The sequence below is a fragment of the Corallococcus sp. Z5C101001 genome (genome assembly GCF_007352635.1).
GTDB classification, from domain to species: domain Bacteria; phylum Myxococcota; class Myxococcia; order Myxococcales; family Myxococcaceae; genus Corallococcus; species Corallococcus silvisoli.
Window position 1 is genome coordinate 1 of the sequence record NZ_VKLU01000009.1, and the last position, 18,657, is coordinate 18,657.

11 protein-coding genes are annotated in these 18,657 nt (G+C 70.7%); 5 read left to right on the top strand and 6 right to left on the bottom strand.

The window, feature by feature from the left end; all coding sequences use genetic code 11:
• Positions 1 to 1,716: condensation domain-containing protein (locus FOF48_RS20575; protein WP_255442452.1), on the top strand; the 1,716-nt coding region annotated here is incomplete at its 5' end.
• Entirely contained in the window at positions 1,713 to 3,155 is a 1,443-nt protein-coding gene (locus FOF48_RS20580; RefSeq protein ID WP_143904303.1) for a glycosyltransferase, read from the top strand. The genes FOF48_RS20575 and FOF48_RS20580, both read left to right, overlap by 4 nt.
• Positions 3,156 to 3,210: 55 nt before the next feature.
• On the opposite strand, the gene FOF48_RS20585 is transcribed toward FOF48_RS20580, so the two are convergent.
• Positions 3,211 to 4,086, bottom strand: a complete 876-nt coding sequence (locus FOF48_RS20585; protein WP_255442453.1) for a class I SAM-dependent methyltransferase — start codon at positions 4,084 to 4,086, stop codon at positions 3,211 to 3,213.
• Positions 4,087 to 4,197: 111 nt separating this feature from the next.
• Here FOF48_RS20585 and FOF48_RS20590 point away from each other — a divergent pair, with 111 nt between their 5' ends.
• The 3 genes from FOF48_RS20590 to FOF48_RS20600 all read left to right on the top strand — a co-directional run bounded on the left by FOF48_RS20590 (position 4,198) and on the right by FOF48_RS20600 (position 7,998).
• Positions 4,198 to 5,361, top strand: a complete 1,164-nt coding sequence (locus FOF48_RS20590; RefSeq protein WP_143904305.1) for a hypothetical protein — start codon at positions 4,198 to 4,200, stop codon at positions 5,359 to 5,361.
• Between the two features lie 120 nt (positions 5,362 to 5,481).
• A complete protein-coding gene (locus FOF48_RS20595) occupies positions 5,482 to 5,844 on the top strand; it encodes a YciI family protein (protein WP_143904307.1) in 363 nt (120 codons plus the stop codon).
• A 132-nt stretch (positions 5,845 to 5,976) separates the two neighbouring features.
• A complete protein-coding gene (locus FOF48_RS20600; protein ID WP_143904309.1) occupies positions 5,977 to 7,998 on the top strand; it encodes a membrane dipeptidase in 2,022 nt (673 codons plus the stop codon).
• 89 nt (positions 7,999 to 8,087) lie between these two features.
• Here the strand turns inward: FOF48_RS20600 and FOF48_RS20605 are convergent, their stop codons facing one another.
• The 5 genes from FOF48_RS20605 to FOF48_RS20625 form a co-directional block, all read right to left on the bottom strand.
• On the bottom strand, positions 8,088 to 9,338 hold the full coding sequence (locus FOF48_RS20605) for a hypothetical protein (protein ID WP_143904311.1): 1,251 nt from the start codon (positions 9,336 to 9,338) through the stop codon (positions 8,088 to 8,090).
• Between the two features lie 60 nt (positions 9,339 to 9,398).
• The gene (gene mxcH / locus FOF48_RS20610) at positions 9,399 to 11,960 is read right to left on the bottom strand and encodes a TonB-dependent siderophore myxochelin receptor MxcH (protein WP_255442456.1); all 2,562 of its coding nucleotides are present in this window, start codon (positions 11,958 to 11,960) and stop codon (positions 9,399 to 9,401) included.
• A 112-nt stretch (positions 11,961 to 12,072) separates the two neighbouring features.
• Positions 12,073 to 13,350, bottom strand: a complete 1,278-nt coding sequence (locus FOF48_RS20615) for a 3-deoxy-7-phosphoheptulonate synthase class II (RefSeq protein WP_143904315.1) — start codon at positions 13,348 to 13,350, stop codon at positions 12,073 to 12,075.
• Entirely contained in the window at positions 13,347 to 17,699 is a 4,353-nt protein-coding gene (gene mxcG / locus FOF48_RS20620; RefSeq protein WP_143904316.1) for a myxochelin non-ribosomal peptide synthetase MxcG, read from the bottom strand. The genes FOF48_RS20615 and mxcG overlap by 4 nt, the downstream gene beginning before the upstream one ends.
• Before the next feature lie 44 nt (positions 17,700 to 17,743).
• Positions 17,744 to 18,649 (bottom strand): isochorismatase family protein, encoded by a 906-nt coding sequence (locus FOF48_RS20625; RefSeq protein WP_143904318.1) that lies wholly within the window; start codon positions 18,647 to 18,649, stop codon positions 17,744 to 17,746.
• Positions 18,650 to 18,657: the final 8 nt, after the last annotated feature.

The following is an 18,657-nucleotide window of genomic DNA, read 5'->3' on the forward strand; positions in this document are numbered from 1 at the left end:
TGGATGAGGGAGCGGGTGCCGGAGCACATGGTGCCGGTGGCGTACGGGAAGCTGGAGGCGCTGCCGCTGACGCCGAGCGGGAAGGTGGACCGGGCGAAGCTGCCCGCGCTGAGCGCCGAAGCCACACCGCGCACGAGCGCCTTCGCGGCGCCGCGAACGCCGGTGGAGCAGCTCATCGCGGAGCAGTGGGCGGAGCTGCTGAAGGTGGAGCGCGTCGGGCTGCACGACAACTTCTTCGACCTGGGCGGCCACTCCCTCATCGCCACACAGGTCGTGACACGCCTGGGTGCGCTCTTCGGCCGGGAGCTGGCGCTCGCGGATCTCTTCGAGCGTCCCACGGTGGTCGCATTGGCGGAGTTGCTTCAGACGCCCGGCAAGGCGGACGCGGTGAAGCCGCTCCCGCCCGTCGTGCGGACGCCTCCTGTTGATCGCCTCCCGCTGTCATTCAGCCAGGAGGTCTACTGGTCGCCGGAGCAGGGCGGCGCCGAGAGCGCGCACAATGCATCCCCGGTCGTGCTCGGTCTGGGGGGCATGTTGGATGTGGCGGCCCTGAAGCAAGGCGTCGAGGAGATCGTCCGCCGCCACGAGAGCCTGCGCACGACGTTCGCCACGGTGGATGGGCGGCCGTGGCAGCACATCGTTCCTCCCGGGCCGGTTCCGTTCGAAGTGGAGGCGCTGGACTCGCTACCGGAAGCGGAGCGGGAGGCCGAAGCCCTGCGCCGCGCGCGGGCGCAGATGGACCTTCCCTTCGACCTGGAGCACGGGCCGCTCTTGCGCTGTCACCTGTACCGGCTCACCGCGGAACGGCACGTGCTGCTGGTCAACATGCACCACGCGGTGACGGACTTCGTCTCCTTCTCCGTCTTCGCGGGCGAGCTCGCCGTGCTCTACGCCACCTTCCGCGAGGGGCGCGCGTCGCCCCTTCCGGAGCTGCCGATCCAATACCAGGACTTCACCCGCTGGCAGCACGCGTGGCTGAAGGACGGAGCGCTGGAGCGGCTGCGCGCGTACTGGGCGGAGAGGCTGTCGGGGTCGCCCCAGGACGTGCAGCTGCCCCTGGACTTCCCGCGCCCGGAGCGCGAGTCCCTGCGCGGCGCGAGCCTCGACCTCGTCCTGCCTCCGGAGCTCGTCGCCGACCTGCGGCAGCTCTGCCGCGCGGAGGGCGTGACGCTGTTCATGTTGCTCCTGTCCGCGTTCCAGGTGCTGCTGGCGCGCCGGTCGGGCCAGGACGACATCCGCGTGGGCTTCGCGCATGCCCAGCGGCCGCGCCCGGAGTTGGAGCCGTTGATCGGCATGTTCGCCGGCTACCTCGTCATCCGCTCCCAGATGGAGCAGGGGCTCACGCCACGCGAGGCCCTGGCCCGCGTCCGCACGGCCTACCTTGAGGCGTTCGCGCACCAGGGCTTGCCCCACACGGAGCTGGTCCGGCTGCTGCCCGAGCTGTGCCGCATCGGCTTCACCTTCTCAGACCGGGAAGGCAACTCTCCCCAGGTGCCCGGCCTCGCGGTCCGCCCGCTGATGCGCACGCGCGGCTGGACGCTCTATGACCTGAAGCTGGGCGTCTCCGACGCGCCCCAGGGTCTCATCGCCACGCTCGAATACAAGGTCGAGCTGTTCCGCCCCGACACCGCCGCCGCGCTCCTCCAGGAATGGCGGCAGGTGTTGGAATCCTTCCGTGACGCCTTCTCCCATCCCACCTCGAGGAACCAGCCATGACGCAGCAGCGGGTCAAACTTTTCGTGGAGTCCGAACCCTTCCGCACCGCTTCGGGTGTCATCAACGGCCTCATCCAGGAGGATTTGCGGCAGCAGGGCCACGAGGTGAATGCCCACTTCAAGCACCGCCCCGGCGGCCCGGACACGCCCATGCCGGTGGCGACCGCGGATCGGCTGCGCCGCATCCAGGCCGAGCCCCCCGCGGACCTCGCCATCTTCTGTGACCACGGCCTGTGGATTCATCCCCCGGGGCCCGCCATCGCCCGCCGCTCCGCCGTCATCTTCCACGGCCTCGTGGGCGGACAGTCCCTCTGGCTGGGCAACCCCGCCGTGGACCTGTACTGCGCCTACTCCGGCTACATGCGGGAGGTGCTCATCAGCCTGCTGACGATGCCCGACGTGCGCCGCCGCACCTGCCTGGATCCCTCGGGCTTCGACAAGGTGGTGGACTTCCACGCGGGCCTGCCCTGCGTCGCCAGCGCCACCGGCGACTCCCGCATGCAGGGGGCGCAGATCCCCGAGCGGGTCCAGCAGGCCCTGGACGCGGGCGACGTGCTGGGCCATGCCCTGCAACCGCGCAAGCCGGACTGGTACGCCGTCCTCAACATCCTCGTGCACCTCAACCTGCAGTCGCGGGAGGCGAACGGGCCGCGCTACCGGCTCATCGTCGATGCGGAGGACTTCGCCCTCATCGACTACTCCTATACGCACGGCTTCCCGTTCGACGTGAGCGCCGCCCGGTCCATGCTGGATGCGATGGGCTTCACCCTCGCGGACCTGCTCATCCCGGTGCGCTTCCTCAATCAGGCCGCGCTCTTCCGGCTGTTCGAGCTCACGAAGTTCGGACTCTCGTTCAACGTCTACCCGGAGCCGTTTGGCTTCTATCCGATGGAGTCCGTCTACCAGGGCTGCCCCGTCTACACGAACGGCATTGGCAACAACCGCTTCGGCCTGCCGCCCGGCCACGGTGTCCGCGTCTTCGACAACGTGGACATGGCCTTCGGGGATCCGTTCTCGTTCCAGGAGGTCGCGAACGCCATCCTGGAGGACGTCCGCTCGCGCGACCGCGTCACCCAGGAGTGCGCCCGGGGCCGCGAGTTCATCACGCGCCACTTCGACCGCGACAGCTTCACGCGCACCTGGCGCGAGTGCCTGGCGCGGCTGGACGCCCCCAAGCCGGAGCCCCGCCCCTTCGAGTCACTTCACGTGAAGCAGAGCCCCATGGTCCGCAAGGTGGACGAGGACACGGGCCGCGTGGTCAGCGACTTCGAGCGCCTGACCCTGGAGCCGCGGGAGCTGGCCCTCCTGAAGGCGGCCGTGGATCGCCCCATGGGCGACGTGCTCCGCGACATGGGGGAGGCGGATCAGGACCTGCTCCAGGGCCTGTTCTCCCGGGGCGTGCTCACGCTGCGGCCCGAGGGCTATTCGGCCCAGCTGTAGCCCAGGGCACTCGGGGCATGGCCGCGACCGCGCCATGCCCCGGGCCGTGGCCGGCTCAGGCCGGGTTCTTGCGGACGATGACCTGGAAGCCCTTGAGCACCACCTCCAGGTGGTCCGCGGCGGCGCTCAGGAACGCGTCGATGCCGATGTCCGGACGCGCGATGCGCGTGTGCGGCGTGAGCTGCGCGGTGGCCATGCCGTAGTCGTCGAAGATCATCCAGCCGCCCGGCCGCAGCAGGCGCCAGCTCAGCACCGCATCCTCCAACGTGTCGTAGGCCTGATGCGAACCGTCCACGTAGATGAGGTCGTACGCGGGCTCGGGAGCCAGCCGGCGCAGCACCACCGAGGACGCTCCCTTCAACTTCTCCACGCGGGCCTGCGCGCCGCTGGCGGCGATGTTCGCGTCGAAGCGCTGGGCGTACTCCCCTTCGAACAGGTCCACGCAGGTGATGCGGCTGGACGCGTCCGTCAGCACGTTCTCCAGCAGCCAGATGGCCGACCGGCCCTCGTAGCTGCCGATCTCCAGCGCGCGCACGTCGTGCTTCCCGGCCAGCGGCGCCAGCGCCTTGCGCCAGTCGTCCTCGCACTTCGACATCCAGTCGGAGGAGAACTGGTAGCGCCCCACCTGCCGGGCCGCCGGGTGGCGCTCCAGGTAGCCGCTGAGCGCGGTCTTCGTCTCACCCGACACCCAGGGCATCTGAAGCAGCCGCTCCACCGCGACGCGGGCCGCCAGCCGCAGGTTGTCCGCGGACGTCGCATGCGGGCCCAGCTGCGCCACCGAACCGTCCTTCACCAGTGCCCACGCCGACTCCACGTCCCTCAGCCAGGTCACCACCGCCGCGTTCGCGTCGGGACCCGGTGCCTTCATCAGCTCCTGCACCCGCGAAGCAAGCGATGAAACCTTCGAGGCGATCTCCACTCCTGGATTCACTTCGACCTTCCTTTCCACTGGCGGGCGTTGGGCCCCACTCGGACCCAATGGTAAAGGAATCCGTGTGTTGGTGGGAAAACCTCTAATGCTTCAAAACATGGTTCTGACTCCATGAACGACACCCGCTTGTTGGTGACCTCCATCGTTCGTATCTCCGGTACGGGCGAAAGCAGTGGCTTTGTCCGGTGGGTGAGCACGGGGCAGCGCCGCGTGCTGAAGACGTGGCCCATCCAGGAGAGCCGCTTCCGCCAGTTCGATCTCAACCCCCGAGGCGGGCTCCGCGGGGGGCGAGGCATCGGCAGTACGGAGGAGCGGCTGGTCATCGCGATGACGGACCGGCTGTACGTGTTCGACCGGCAGTGGAATCAGGTGGGGGAGTTGACGCATCCGCTCTTCGGGGAGGTCCACGACATCCTGGTGGAGCCGGATGGGGTCTGGGTCACGGCGACGGCATCGGACGCGCTGCTCAAGATCGGCTGGGATGGAAAGCTCCTGCGCTCCTGGAGCTGGCGGAAGGATCCGGTGTTGGCGGAGGCGCTGGGGTTGGGGGCCTGGGCGGGGGAGGCCGCGGAGGTGGACTACCGCGATCCCCGCCAGCTCCCGGCGCTCTACGACTTCGTGCACATCAACGGCGTGGCGCGCGCGCCGGAAGGGTTGTTGCTGTCCTTCGGCTTCGTCGCCTCGGCCGCGACGCGCAGGTTCCAGAGCATGCTGGGCCTGCCGGGACGACTCCTCCAAGGCATGGGCATCGACACGCCGATGGCCCGGCCCTCGCGCATGTTCGCGATGCGCTTTCTGGGCGCCCGCTATTCATCGTCGACATGGCTGGGCGTGCTGCTACCGGACGAGGGGCCCGCTCGCATCGTCACGCGCAAGGAGGGCGTCAAGATCCCCAACCACAACCTGCTCTGGCACGAGGACTCGCTCGTCTTCAACGACACCCACTCCTCGCAGCTGGTGCGGCAGGCCGTGGATGGGAGCTGGCGGCGTCAGGTGTCGGTGCCCGGCAAGCCGGCCTTCGCGCGGGGCCTCGCGCCGCTGGACGGTCAGCGCTTCATCGTGGGGAGCCAATGTCCCGCCGCGCTCTACGAGCTGGACCTCGGCACGGAGCGCAGCGAGCTGCTCTGCGCGCTGAGCGACAACGTCCACGAATGCGTCTACGCCGTCCACGCGGTGCCGGATACGTTCGGAGAGCCCCCTGATCAGCTCTGGGCCTCTCCCGCCATGGCCGCTCCGGTGGAGGCGGCGTCCCCTGCCATCGCGGTGGGGCGCTGAGCGGGCGCTCAAAGGGCGACGACTTCACGCGCTGTCATTTCCATCCGCCCCGGTGGGCGTGCTGAGACAGCCTCCACGTTGGAGGCCCCGCCCTGCGCGGTGCCTCGGAAGGAGCCTGGAATGTCATACATGCTGGTGGTGATGCAGACGGTGGGCGGGAAGCCCCGGACGGTGGACGAGAAGCGCGTCGCCGCGGAGCGCATGGAGCGGATGCGGGGCTTCGGCGCGGGCCTCCAGGCGCGGGGCATCCTCCAGGCCGCTGATTCCCTGCGCTCGGACATGGAGGGCGTCCGGGTGGAGCGGCGGGAGGGCAAGCTGAGCTTCAGCGACGGCCCGTTCACGGAGTCCAAGGAGATCATCGGGGGCTTCTTCCTGGTGGACGTGAAGACGCGCGAGGAGGCGCTCGAGCTCGCCAGCCAGTGCCCCGCGGCGGAGTGGTCCACCGTCGAGGTCCGTCAGAGCGGCCCTTGCTTCGACGAGTGAAGGCACCGGGGGACGCGATTTTTCATGCGACGCGTCAAAGCCATGCGCCATCACGCTTAGGCGGTGAGATTTGATTACCCGGAACGGGTGCTGATACGCCGGGTGCATCTCCACCCCGGAAAGGTGCACCCCATGTCGCGTCGTTCCCGTTCCCGTCGCTGGTTGTCCCCGTTGCTCGCCGCCTCGGCGCTGGCCTGTGGGCCCGTCGCCGACGAGCCTCCCTCGCCACCGGCCGCGCCCGAGGAGGTCGCCCAGCCGCTCGCGGTGGGCGGCTTCGCGGAGATGCACCACCACATGTTCGCCGAGGAGGCCTTCGCCGGCGGCTGGTTCCATGGCAGCCACACCGGCACGCTGACGACCTGTGATGGCGGCATGCCGGAGAGCGACCACGCGCGCGTCCGCATGGACCTGCGCGACATGCTCAACATCTGTCCCAACGCCGGCAGCGTGAACCTGGGCGGCGTGCCCATCCTGTCGGACGTCTTCGGCGTGGGCGGCGCGGTGGCCTCGGAGGTGATTGGTCAGGTCGAGGGCACGCAGGGCGACACGGGCCTGCACCTGGGCCGCATGGAGACGCCCACGCAGTGGCCGCGCTGGGACACCATCGCCCACCAGCAGGCGTGGGAGGGGTGGCTCAAGCAGGCGAAGCAGGGCGGCATGTCCCTGGTGATGGTGTCGCTTGTCAGCAACGAGTTCCTCTGCAAGGCCCTGCCGTACCAGAACCTCAAGCGGCCTTGTGACGAGATGATGGACGTGGACGTCCAGCTCCAGATGGCTCGCGACTTCGATGCGCGCACGGACTGGGCGGAGATCGCCCTGTCGCCCGCGCACGCCCGGCAGATCATCGCCGCGGGCAAGCTCGCGATGGTGCTCTCCATCGAGTCCAGCAAGCTGTTCGGGACCAAGGACTGGCGCGCGGAGCTGAACCGCGTCTATTCGCTGGGCGTTCGCTCGCTCCAGCCCGTGCACCAGCTGGACAACCGCTTCGGCGGCGCCGCGCCGCACAACGCCATCTTCCAGGTCGCCCAGTTCCTGGAGAACTGCCACATCGACACGGACTGCGGCATCACCGGCCCGGGCTTCACGCTCGGCTTCGACGTGGATGCCAACTGCCGCAACACCAAGGGCCTCACCGCGGATGGCAAGGCGCTGGTGCAGGAGATGATGGGCAAGGGGATGCTCGTCGACATGGCCCACATGTCCGAGAAGAGCATCCAGGACACGTATGCCCTGTCCCAGGCGAAAACCTACTACCCGCTGTTCATCTCCCACGGCCACTTCCGCGAGGTGATGAACCCGGACCTCGCCGCCAACGAGAAGACGACGCCCTCGTGGGTGGTGCGCTACGTGCGCCAGACGGGCGGCATGTTCGGCCTGCGCACCGCGCATGACGAGACGCGCGACTACACCCGCACGCCCGTCGCCAACACCTGCCAGGGCTCCACGCGCTCGCTCGCGCAGGCGTACGAGTTCGGCCGCCAGGGTCTGAAGGTCAACATGGGCTTTGGCGCGGACCTCAATGGCTTCATCCAGCAGACGCGCCCGCGCTTCGGCGACTTCGGCGCGTGTTCTGCGGGCTTCCGCGCGGAGGCCGACACGCAGCGGGAGCAGCAGAACGTCTCCGGCCCGCCGCGCCTGGGCACCGACTTCGACATCTACGGCCTGGCCCACGTGGGCCTGCTCCCGGACGTGGTGAAGGACCTGAAGCAGCTGGGCGTCAACACCAGCGGCCTGGAGGGCTCCGCGGAGAACTTCATCCGGATGTGGGAGCGCGCCAACAGCACGCGCACCGGCATGGCGGACGCGGCCACCGACATCGACACCGGCGGCGTCGCGGCCTACGTGCCCAAGGCCACCCGCGAGGCCCAGTACCCGAAGATCTGCGGCAAGGCCTACGCTCCCAGCACCAAGGCGGTCTCCGAGACCTGCCGCTTCGACCAGGAGTGCAAGAGCGGCGACTGCAGCGCGCTGGACAACTGCGGCGACGTGCCCGGCGTCTGCACCTGCTCCACGGACGCCCACTGCGCCGCGACCCAGTTCTGCGGCTGGGGCACCAACGCGGGCAAGTGCGTGACCAAGCGGGCCAAGGGCGCCCTGTGCTCCTCCGGCCGCGAGTGCCAGTCGAACAAGTGCTCGTGGCTGATGTGCACCTGAGCCCTGGCGCATGAAAAAGGCCCCCGAGGACCGGAGACGGAGGCTTCCGTCCCGGGCCGCGGGGGCCGAAGTACCGCCGACGACAGGGGCTAGCGCAGCTGGAGGAACGAGAAGGACAGGCCCTCGTGCGTCGCCACCAGCTTGCCGCTCAGGTCGGTCAGCTCGCGGAAGTTGGTGTTGCTGCCGCCGTTGGTGAACTCGGTGAACAGGGTGCGGTCATCCGCCTGGAAGAGGAAGGAGCTGCCCGTGCTGGCCGGCAGCGTGTCCACCAGCGTCGCCTTGGCGCCGGAGGCCGGGTCCAGCTTCCACCACTTCCACGCCACGGCGCTCGCGATGACGCGCGGGTGCGTGCCCTCCGCCACCGTGTAGACCGACTCATCCAGCACGCGCAGGTAGCCGGTGCCGTTGGGGCCCGCGAGCAGCGAGCCCGTGGCGCCGTCGTTCGTCAGCGAGCCCAGCTCCTTGAAGAAGGTGGCGTCGTACTTGCCCGTCGCCGGGTCGAACTTCAGGAGGCAGGGGGTGGGCACGTCCGGGTTGCTGCCGGACACGCGCTTCACCGCGGCGCCGTACGCCTCCGTCGCCAGGTACACCTGGCCGTCGGTGCCCACGATGCCGTCGCGCACGTAGCCGCAGCGGTCGTCGCGGACGACCACGGCGCTGTCATTCGTGGTGTCCACCACGATGATGCCCGCCTGCTTCGTGATGCCGATGCCCGCGGACGGACGCCAGCCCAGCGGCATCAGCACCTTGTTGCCCACGCGCAGGGGGTTGGACGCGAACGTGAGGATCGCGCCGTTGATGGCCATGTCCGGCAGCGCGACGCTGTTCGTCAGCGTCATGTCCTTCGGGTTCCAGATGATCAGCTGCGCCGTCCGGCCGTCGAAGTAGTAGGCCTTCGTCTCCGACACGAACTGGAACTGGTTCTGGTACTCGCCAATCGTGGTGAGGCCCTTGCCCGCGAAGCTGACCTCGCCCGCCTTCTCCAGCTTGTTGTCGTTCGTCACGTTGTAGCGGGTGACGGTGGCGTTCGCGCTGCTGGACACGAAGAGCGAGCCCGACTTGGAGATGCCGGAGCCCAGCGCGCGGCCGTTGATCTCCGTGGCGTTCGCCAGGGACAGCGGCGCGGTCTGGTCCACCTTGTCCGTGAGGATGATGTAGCTCTGGGACTCCGTGTCGGTGCTCACCTGCGCCACGAACGCGTACAGCGGCGTCTTGGTGACGGGGCCGGCGTCCGGGTTGTTGTTGTCCGGATCCGTGTTGTCGCTGCAGGCCGCGACGAAGGAGAAGGCGAGTGCCGCGAGGACGCGGCCCGGGGTGCGGAAGGAGGGTGACAGCTTCAAGGAGATCCCTTTCGATGGGGGTTTGCGGGTGCTGCGTGCGGAGTGCCGGAGGCGCGGTGCTCAGCGCTCCAGCGTGAACTTGGCGGCGAGGCTGCGGCCGGGGCGTTGGACGCCGTAGAAGTCGTAGGTCCGGGAGTCGGTGAGGTTCTGCAGGTCCAGCGTCCAGCTCAGCCGCGTCGTCATGTCGCGCACCACGTAGGTGACCGCGAGCGAGTGGGTGAGCTGCGAGGGGATGCGCGACTTCGTCACCTGCGCCCCCAGGCCCTCCCACGACCGGAAGAAGCCGTGCACATAGCGGGAGCGCCACGTCACCAGCAGCTCGTCGTGGTCGCGCAGGAGGTCGCCCACGCGCCCCTGCGCGCTGCCGTTGCCGAGCAGGTAGGGGCGGTTGGGGATGCGCTGTCCGTCGAACGCGCCGAAGTTGCCCTCGGTGGAGACATTGCGAACGTCCTGCCAGGTGGCGTTGCCGTCCAGGGCCAGGTACTGACCGGGCGACGTCCACCCCACGCTCCCGAGGGCGCCCAGCGCGCGGGCCGCGTACACGTTCTGGTAGAGGAAGTAGCTCTCCCGCCCGATGAGGACGATCAGCTGATCGGCCAGGCGCGCGAAGCCGCCAGCGCTGGCGCGGAAGCCGCCCCCGCGGCTGCTGGGCGCTGACGCGTAGCTCAGCCCCAGGTTGAAGTTGTGGCTGACCTCGGGCCGCAGCTCCAGGTTGTCGCCAATGAGCAGCCCGTCGCCAAAGAGCTCGTCCGGGCGCGGCAGCCGCGTGGCCCACTCATAGGAGGCCTTGGCGATGAGCGAGGTGGACAGCCGGTAGCGCAGGCTGTCGCCCACGCCGAACTCGTGCGCGGTGCGGCCCAGGTTCATGAACTCGTTGCTGGCCAGCAGCTTCTTCGCGCGGGTGTCCTGGAGGTAGTCCTTGGCGAAGACGATGTTCTGGAGCCGGCCGTCGAAGGCGTCGTGCTGGTACTCCAGGCCCGTCACCAGGGACGTCACGCCCCGGCCCACGGACAGCGGATCCGCCTCGCCGCGCGCCTGGAGCTGGCGGTCCTCGCCCGAGCGCTGGACGAAGGTGGGGGCCACCGCCAGCCGCACCGTGTGCGCTCCGCCGGGCACGGGCACCCAGGCGGCGTTGAGGCGCGCGAAGGCGGTGTGCTGGTTGACGTAGCGCTCCACCGCTCGCGATTCGATCTCACCCGGCTGGGGCAGGGTGACGACGCAGCGGCCGTACCAGTCGTACGCGCAGGTGCCCAGGTCCAGGAAGCGGTTGCGGCGGAACGTGTAGCCGCCCACCGCGTCCACGGTGAGGCCCGGGTCGAAGGTCTGCGCGTAGCGCAGCGTGGCGCCCGCGGTGCCCTCCGCGGTCGTCACGTCGCCATAGGCGGACTCCATGGCGACGTCGTTCTGGATCTCCCGGCCGGCGGCGTTGAGGAAGGCGCGCACCAGCAGGCGCCGCGCCCAGGGCCGGTCCACGTAGCCGGCCTCCACGCTCGCGCCTCCGGCGCGGTAGCCGTCATGGAAGCGGCGCACCTCCACGGGCGCGAGCTTGCCCAGGTCGTTGGGCACCTCCACCTGGATGGGGTAGTTGTTGCGCGCGTCGTCGTAGAAGCCGTGCGCGCGCACCAGCAGGCCGGTGGACTCCTGGAGGTGGCGGACGCTCGTGGTGAAGCGGTGCGTGTCGAAAGAGCCCAGCTCATACGAGCCCGTCACGCCCGTGCCGCGCACGTCCTGGTCGGTGACGAGCTCCACCGCGCCGCCCAGCGCGTCCGCGCCGAAGCGGATGGGCACCACGCCCTGGAAGATCTCCATCCGCTGCACCAGGTTCACCGGCACGCTGGCGATCGCGGGCCCGTAGCCCGCCAGCTCCAGCGGAACGCCGTCGATGAAGAAGCGCACCTGATCATCCGAAAGGCCCGCCACCGAAACGCGTGCTCCGCTGCCAAGTCCCCCGGCCCGCCGCACGTCCACGCCTTCCGTGCGCGCCAGCGCGGTGCCCAGGTCGGCGGTCTCCATGCTGGCCTGCTCCAGCTCGACGACCTGCACCGCCTCCGCGGACTTGCGGCGGCGCTCGGCCTGCGTCTCGCCCACGCCGGTGACTTCGACGGTCTCCTCGTACTCCTCCGGGGCCGTGTCGGGCGCGTGGGACTTCGCCGCCGTCATCGTGATGCGAGGGGCCGGCGGCGGTGCCGGCTCCACGGGCGCGGCCAGCTGGAACACGTAGGTGTAGGTGACGCGGGCGGGGGCCGCGACGCCGTTGCGCTTCGCGGGCTCGAAGCGGAACTGGAGCGCCGCGGTGCGCGCGGCCTCGTCGAAGCCGTGGCCGACGGGCTCCATCACCTCCGCCTGGGTCACTTGCCCCTGCGCGTCCAGCCGCAGCCGCAGCCGGACATTCGCCTCCAGCTTCTCGCGCGCCGCTTCGGGCGGGTAGGGCGCCTCCACGGAGCGGAGCAGCCGCGGAAGCTCGATGACCGGAGCCGCGGGCGCCGGGGTCGGCTGCGCCGCATCCTGGGCGCCGGGCTCGGCCGTTCGCGCCGGAGGCGGCTCGGGGGCGGCCTCCTCCTGGAGTCCTCCCGCGTGCGCGAGTCCACTGGCGCACGGGAGGGACAGCAGGGCCACGCCCATGCCCGGAAGCCATCGCCGCGTCGTCGCTCTTATGATTATGAGAATGGTTCTCATTTTCAGCGCCGCGACGTTTACCCGCTTGAGTTCGGAACTGTCAAGGCTCCATGGAAAATCAGGCTGCGCGGTCCTGGGGTGCGCGCACGGTGTGCAGCCCGTCCGCGACGCGGAACGCGAGCTGGAGAGACTGGTCCGCGTTGAGGCGTGGATCGCAGTGCGTGTGGTAGCGGTCGGAGAGGTCGTCCTCGGACACGTCCAGCGGGCCGCCCAGGCACTCGGTGACGTCCTGGCCGGTCATCTCCAGGTGGAGTCCGCCGGGGTGGACGCCTTCGGCGGCGGCGACCTGGAGGAAGCCCATCACCTCCGCGAGGATCCGCTCCAGCGAGCGCGTCTTGTAGCCGTTGTTCGCCTTGTGCGTGTTGCCGTGCATCGGGTCGATGGACCACACCACGGGGCTGCCGTGGCGCTGGGTGGCGGCCATCAGCCGGGGCAGGCGCGCGGCGACCTGATCCGAGCCGAAGCGCCCGATGAGCGTGAGCTTGCCCGGGATGCCCTGGGGGTTGAGCGTGTCGATGAGGCGCACCAGGTCCTCGGGCTCCAGCGAGGGGCCGCACTTGAGGCCGATGGGGTTCTGGATGCCCCGCATGAACTCCACGTGGCCGCCGTCCAGCTGGCGGGTGCGTTCGCCAATCCAGAGCATGTGCGCGGACGTGTCGTACCAGTGGCCCGTGGCTTCATCGACGCGGGTCATGGCCTGCTCGACGTTGAGGAGCAGGGCTTCGTGGCTGGTGAAGAAGTCCACGGGGCGCACGGCGCCTTCGGATTCCGGCCGGTGGCCCAGGAGCCGGGTCAGGTCCGTGTAGCCCTCGCGCGCGAAGGCCCGCACCAGTTGGAGTGTCTCCGCGGACTGGTGGTAGGCGCGAAGCAGGCGCTGGGGATCCGGCGTGCGCTCGCGGGCGTCGAAGTCCATGCCGTTGATGATGTCGCCGCGGTAGCTGGGCAGGGTGACGCCGCCCACGGTCTCCGTGGCGTTGGAGCGCGGCTTGGCGAACTGGCCCGCGATGCGGCCCACCTTCACCACCGGGCAGCCGCCCGCGAAGGTGAGCACCCCGGCCATCTGGAGCAGCAGTTGGAAGGTGCCCCGGACGTTCTGGGCGGAGAACTCCTTGAAGCTCTCCGCGCAGTCGCCGCCCTGGAGCAGGAAGGCCTTGCCCTCGGCGACCTGCCCCAGCGCTTCTCGCAGCCGGCGCGTCTCCTCCGCGTGCACCAGCGACGGCAGGGCGGCGAGCTCGGACTCCACGCGCGCGAGGGCGGAGAGGTCGGGGTAGTCGTCGGGGATGTAGCGGACAGGCTTCGCGCGCCAGGAGGCAGGGGACCAGGAAGGGTTCGTCACGGGAGCGCCGTTTCTTTCGGAGGCAGGATTCCCTGCGCGACGCAGGAGTCGAGATAGCGGTGGAGGAGCTTCCGGTCGGTGGGGGGGCAGCGGACGTCCGTGCCCTCCAGCGCGGCCAGCAGCCGTTCGCAGCGGATGGGGCCCAGGCCGAAGGCCGGCGTGGAGTCCCCGCTGCGCAAGTCGAAGAAGGCGAGCGTGGCGTCGTGGCCGCCCGAGCCCTTCGCGACGCGGTCGCGCCACTCGGGGACGGGACACAGGTCCAGCGGGTAGCCGTAGTCACGCACCCAGCCGAACAGCTCCGCCAGGCGCACCTCCGCCGCCGGCGTCACGTTGAAGACCGCGCCCGGCCGAGGCGTGCGCGCGAGCTGGACGATCGCGCGGGCCACGAAGTCCACGGGCGTCCACACCTCGCCCACGTCCAGCAGGGGCAGGGCGCGCACGGGCAGCCCGGCGAGCACGATGCGCCACACGAGGTCCTGGGTGTTGACGAGCGCGGTGTCGGGCGCGCCCACCACGCGGCCCAGCCGGTACACCGTCGCGGGGAGGCCCCGCTCGCAGGCCTGCTGCACCAGCCGCTCCGCGATCCACTTGCTCTGCTGGTAGCCGTCGCGCAGGCCCGGGTGCGCGGGGACGAAGGCCTCTGGCACGTCCGGAGCCAGGTTCGCCTGGGGCGCCACCGCCAGCGTGGAGACGTAGTGGAAGGGCTTGGGGCGCACGGCGGCGGCCAGCTTCAGCAGCTCCCGCGTGCCGCGGACGTTGACGCCCTGGAGGCTGCCGTACTCGCGCACCACGCTGACCACGGCGGCGTTGTGGATGACGGCGTCGCACTCGGCGGCGAGCCCGTGGAAGCGCGTGGCGTCCAGGCCCAGCAGCGGTTGGGACAGGTCCGCCGGAAGCGCGAGCACCCGCGCTTCAATCCCCTCCGTGGGCAGCCGCTGGCCCGCCAGCGCGGAGCGCAGCCGCTCCATGGCCTGCGCCTCGTCCTTCGCGCGCACGGGGCAGATGACGCGCGAGTCCGTCCGCGTCAGGAGCTGATGCAGCAGGTGCGCGCCGACGAAGCCCGTGGCGCCCGTGAGGAGGACCTGCCGGAAGCCGGTGCCCCGTCGCGGCGCCTCGTGTGCCCACGCCTCGTGGGTGGTGGTGGGGACGATGTCCTCGCCCAGCTCCGCGTCCGTGAGCATCGCGGGCGTGAGGCCGCCGGGCTCCGAGCCCTCGGCGCTGCCGCGCTGGAGCGCCTGCGCGAGCCCCGACACGGTCGGGTGCCGGAAGACCGTGGCCACGGGCACGTCGCGGCCCACGGCGATGCCCAGCCGGTTGGCCACCTGGATGCTCTGGAGGGACTGGCCGCCCAGCTCGAAGAAGTCGTCCTGGAGCGAAGTGGCGGCGCGGCCCAGGACCTGCTCCCAGACCTCCAGCACCGTGCGCTCCATGGGGGTCGCGGTGGCGAGCAGCGCGGCGCTCGCGTCCGCGGGCAGCGCGTTCTTGAGCGCGTTGCGGTCGATCTTCCCCGTGCTGGTGCGGGGCAGCCGCTCCGCGAAGGCGAAGGCGCCGGGCACCATGGGAGCGGGCAGGGCCGTCAGCAGGTGCTTGCGCAGCTCCGCGGGCGAGGGCTCGGGCGAGGCCACCAGGTGCGCGCACAGCCGTCGCGAGCCCCCCGGCAACACCTGTCCCACGACGGCGGCCTCGCGGACACCGGGATACAGGAGCAACACGGTTTCAACTTCGCCCGGGTCGATGCGGTGCCCGCTGATCTTGAACTCGTCGTCGACGCGGCCCACGAACACGAGCTGGCCGTCCTCCCGCACGCGCGCCTTGTCGCCGGTGCGGTAGGCCCGGGGCGCTCCCTCCAGCGCCTCCAGCCGGGTGAAGCGCGCGGCATCCAACTGGGGGCGGCCCAGGTAGCCCCGCGCGAGCGCGCCGCCCAGCAGGCACAGCTCGCCCTCCTTGCCGGGGGCCACCAGCCGGCCCTGCGGGGTGATGACCGCCGCGACCACGCCGGGCAGCGGACGGCCGATGGGGACCTCCTCACCGGAGGCCAGGGCCTCCGGCCCCGCGAGCGTGGCGACGGTGGCCACGACGGTGGCTTCGGTGGGGCCGTAGGTGTTGAGCAGCCGCACGCGGTCGCCCGCGATCTCCCGCCAGCGAGCGATGCGCTCCGGCAGCGCCGCCTCGCCGCCGATGATGACCGTGCGCAGGGCCTCCGGAAGGCGGGCGGCGCCGGTGGACAGGCTGTAGGCCAGCTCGTGCCAGAAGGCCGTGGGCAGGTCGAGCAGGGTGATGCCGTGCTCGGCGCACGCGTCCATCAGGCGTGGCACCGACTGGAGCATCTCGTCGGTGCGCAGCACCAGCCGCGCGCCCGTGCACAGCGCGACGAAGATCTCCTCGACGCTGGCGTCGAAGTGGAGCGGCGCGAACTGGAGCACCCGATCCTCGGGGCCGACGCCGTAGCGCGGCGTCGCGCCCGCGACGAAGTGGGCCAGGGCGCCGCGCGTGATCTGCACGCCGTTGGGCTGACCGGTGGAGCCCGACGTGTAGATGACATAGGCGAGCCGGGCCTCCGGGTCGGACGCGGCGGGGACGTCCCCTCCCACCGGAGCCACGGGCCCGGATGGGGCCTGCGACTCCAGCCGCTGCACGATCAGGATTCCAGGCGCCGTGGGATCCGCGTCGGGCGTGGGGCGCTCGGACACCAGCATCACGCCGGGGCGTGCGTCCTCCAGGATGGCCGCGTTGCGCGTGGCCGGCCCGGTGGGGTCGATGGGCAGGTAGCCCGCGCCCGCGAACAGCACGCCCAGGGTGGACACGATGGCGTCGATGCCCCGGGGGACCTTCACGGCCACCGCGGTGTCGGCGCGCACGCCCGCTTCCGTGAGCCGCAGCGCCAGGGCCTGGGAGGCCGCAAGCAGCTCGCGGTAGGTCATCCGCCAGCGGCCGTGCTCCACCGCGACCGCCTCCGGCCGGGCCTCGGCCTGTGCCTTCAACAGCTCCAACACAGGGCGCACCGGCGGCACCGGCCCGCCGTCGAGGACCGAAGCCTCCATCCCCGCACCCTGGGGGGCGCGCCGCACGGGCTGCTCGGGCGACGCGAGCAGCGACTCCAGCAGTTGGAGGAACCCACGCTGGTGTTCGGCGAGCGCGGCCTCGGTGTAGCAGGCGGGGTTCGCGTCCAGATCCACGCGCAGGCTTGTCCCACCCGAACGGGCATGGAAGCCGAACGACAGGTCCTCCACCGGACCGGCGGAGATGTTGTGAGCGGTCCCCGGCACGCCCGCGAAGTCCAGGGCGTAGTCGAACGGCATGATGTTGACGACGGGACCGAAGAGCTTCCGCTGGCCACCGACCAGACGCAGGTCGCGGCGGAGCTGCTCGTAGCGGTAGCGCAGGTGGGGGCGCGCGGCCTTCATCTCCGCCGCCACGTCACGCGCCAGGGCATACAGCCCCGCATCCGGCCGCACGGCGATGCGCAGCGGCACGATGTTCATCGCCATGCACGGGACTCGCAGCGACGCCGAACCCAGGCGGCCCATCACCGGCAGGCCCAGCACCGCCTCCGCCGCGCCCGTGCGCTGGTGCAGGTAGACGGCCGTCACCGCGAGCACCAGGTCGGACCAGCTCACGCCCGCCTGCTTCGCGCCGGCCTGGAGGGCGGCCATCATCTCCGGGCGCAGGTGCTCCGAGCGGCGCAGGAAGCGGGACGACATGGGCGCCGCGTCCGCGAGCAGCGGCGGCACGGGGGCATCCTCGAAGCGCCCCACCCAGAAGTCGCGGTCCTTCTGGAGCTGGGGACCGCTCCGGTACGCCAGGTCCTCGTCCAGCACGGGGCCCAGGCGGCTGAAGCCGGCGGGCGCGACCTTGCCCGCGGCATCAGCCGTGTAGAGCTCCGCCACCCGCCGCGCGAGCAGCGAGAAGCCATAGCCATCCATCGCGATGTGGTGGATGCGCTGGAACCAGAAGGAGCGCTCCGGCCCGACGGTGAGCAGGGCCTGCGCGAACAGCGGCCCTCGCGCGAGGTCCACCGTGCGGCCCAGGTCCTTCCACATCCACTCCTGGGCGGCGGCCCAGGGATCCGCTTCCGCGCTCAGGTCCACGCGCTGGAGCGCCCAGTGCGTGCCGGGATCGATCCGCTGTGCCGGGCCCTCATCGCCCGCGATGAAGCGCGAGTGCAGGGCGTCCGCGTCCGCGACCGCGCGGCGCAGGGCGGACTCGAAGCGCACCGGATCGACCGCGCCCCGGAACTCGATGCACTCGCCCGCGTTGTACACCGGGCTCTGGAGGTCGAGCTGTTGCCCCACCCAGATGCCGTGCTGTGCCGCGGTCAGCGGGCGGTTCTCATCCTGGGGAGGGTGCATGACGGGGGAACTCCGAGGGGAAGGGGGCCGCCCTCCAGGGCGGATCAGGAGGCGCGGGCGCCAGGGGCCAGCGGGGCGGGCTGCTTCGCGGCGAGCAGCGCGTACCAGTCGGTGAGCGTCGGCTTCTCGGCCAGCTCCACGAAGGACACCTCGGTGCCACCCTGGCGCCAGCGCTCCACCAGGCTCATCAGGCGGATGGAGTCCATGCCGCGCTCGAGCAGGTTGTCGTCCTCGCCAATCGCCGACGCGGACTCCATCAGGAGCTCGGCCACGTCCGCTCGAAGCTGCTCGCGGTCCACCGCCGGGGCGGAGGCACCCACCGGCATGGCGTCGATGAGCTGCTGCGTGGAGGTGACGAACGCGACGAGCTGCGAGGCGTAGTCCAGCGCCAGCCGGTGCTTCTCCAGCGAGAAGTCCGCCACCGCGTCCGCGACCAGGAAGGGCCGCACCTCGCTCATGGAGCCGTCGCTGGCCGTCTGGAGGCAGCCGATGTGCGCGTAGATGCCGCAGATGATCAGCTGGTCACGGCGCTGCTCCCGCATCAGCTCCATCAGGCGCGTGTTGCGGAAGGCGCTGTAGCGCCACTTGGTGAGCACGGTGTCGCCCTCGACGGGAGCGAGCGCCTCGATGATCTGCTGCTTCGGTCCGCTGCGGACGCCAGCGCCCCAGAAGTCCAGCTGGAGGCCGCGCTGCTCGGGGGTCTGGTCGCCGGGCTGCGCGGAGTAAACGACGGGGATGCCCAGCTTCACGGCGTGCGCACGCAGCCGCTGGATGTTGGCCACCAGCTCCGTCACCGGGGACTGGCCCTGCGCGAAGGCGTCCACGAAGTAGCGCTGCATGTCGTGGATGAGCAGCACGGCGCGCCCGGGCTCCGGGGTCCACGAGATCTTGTTGCGGGGCAGGTCCGCCGCGCCGGGCATGGAATAGGGGGCAATGGCAGGCAGTGCCATGGAGGGCT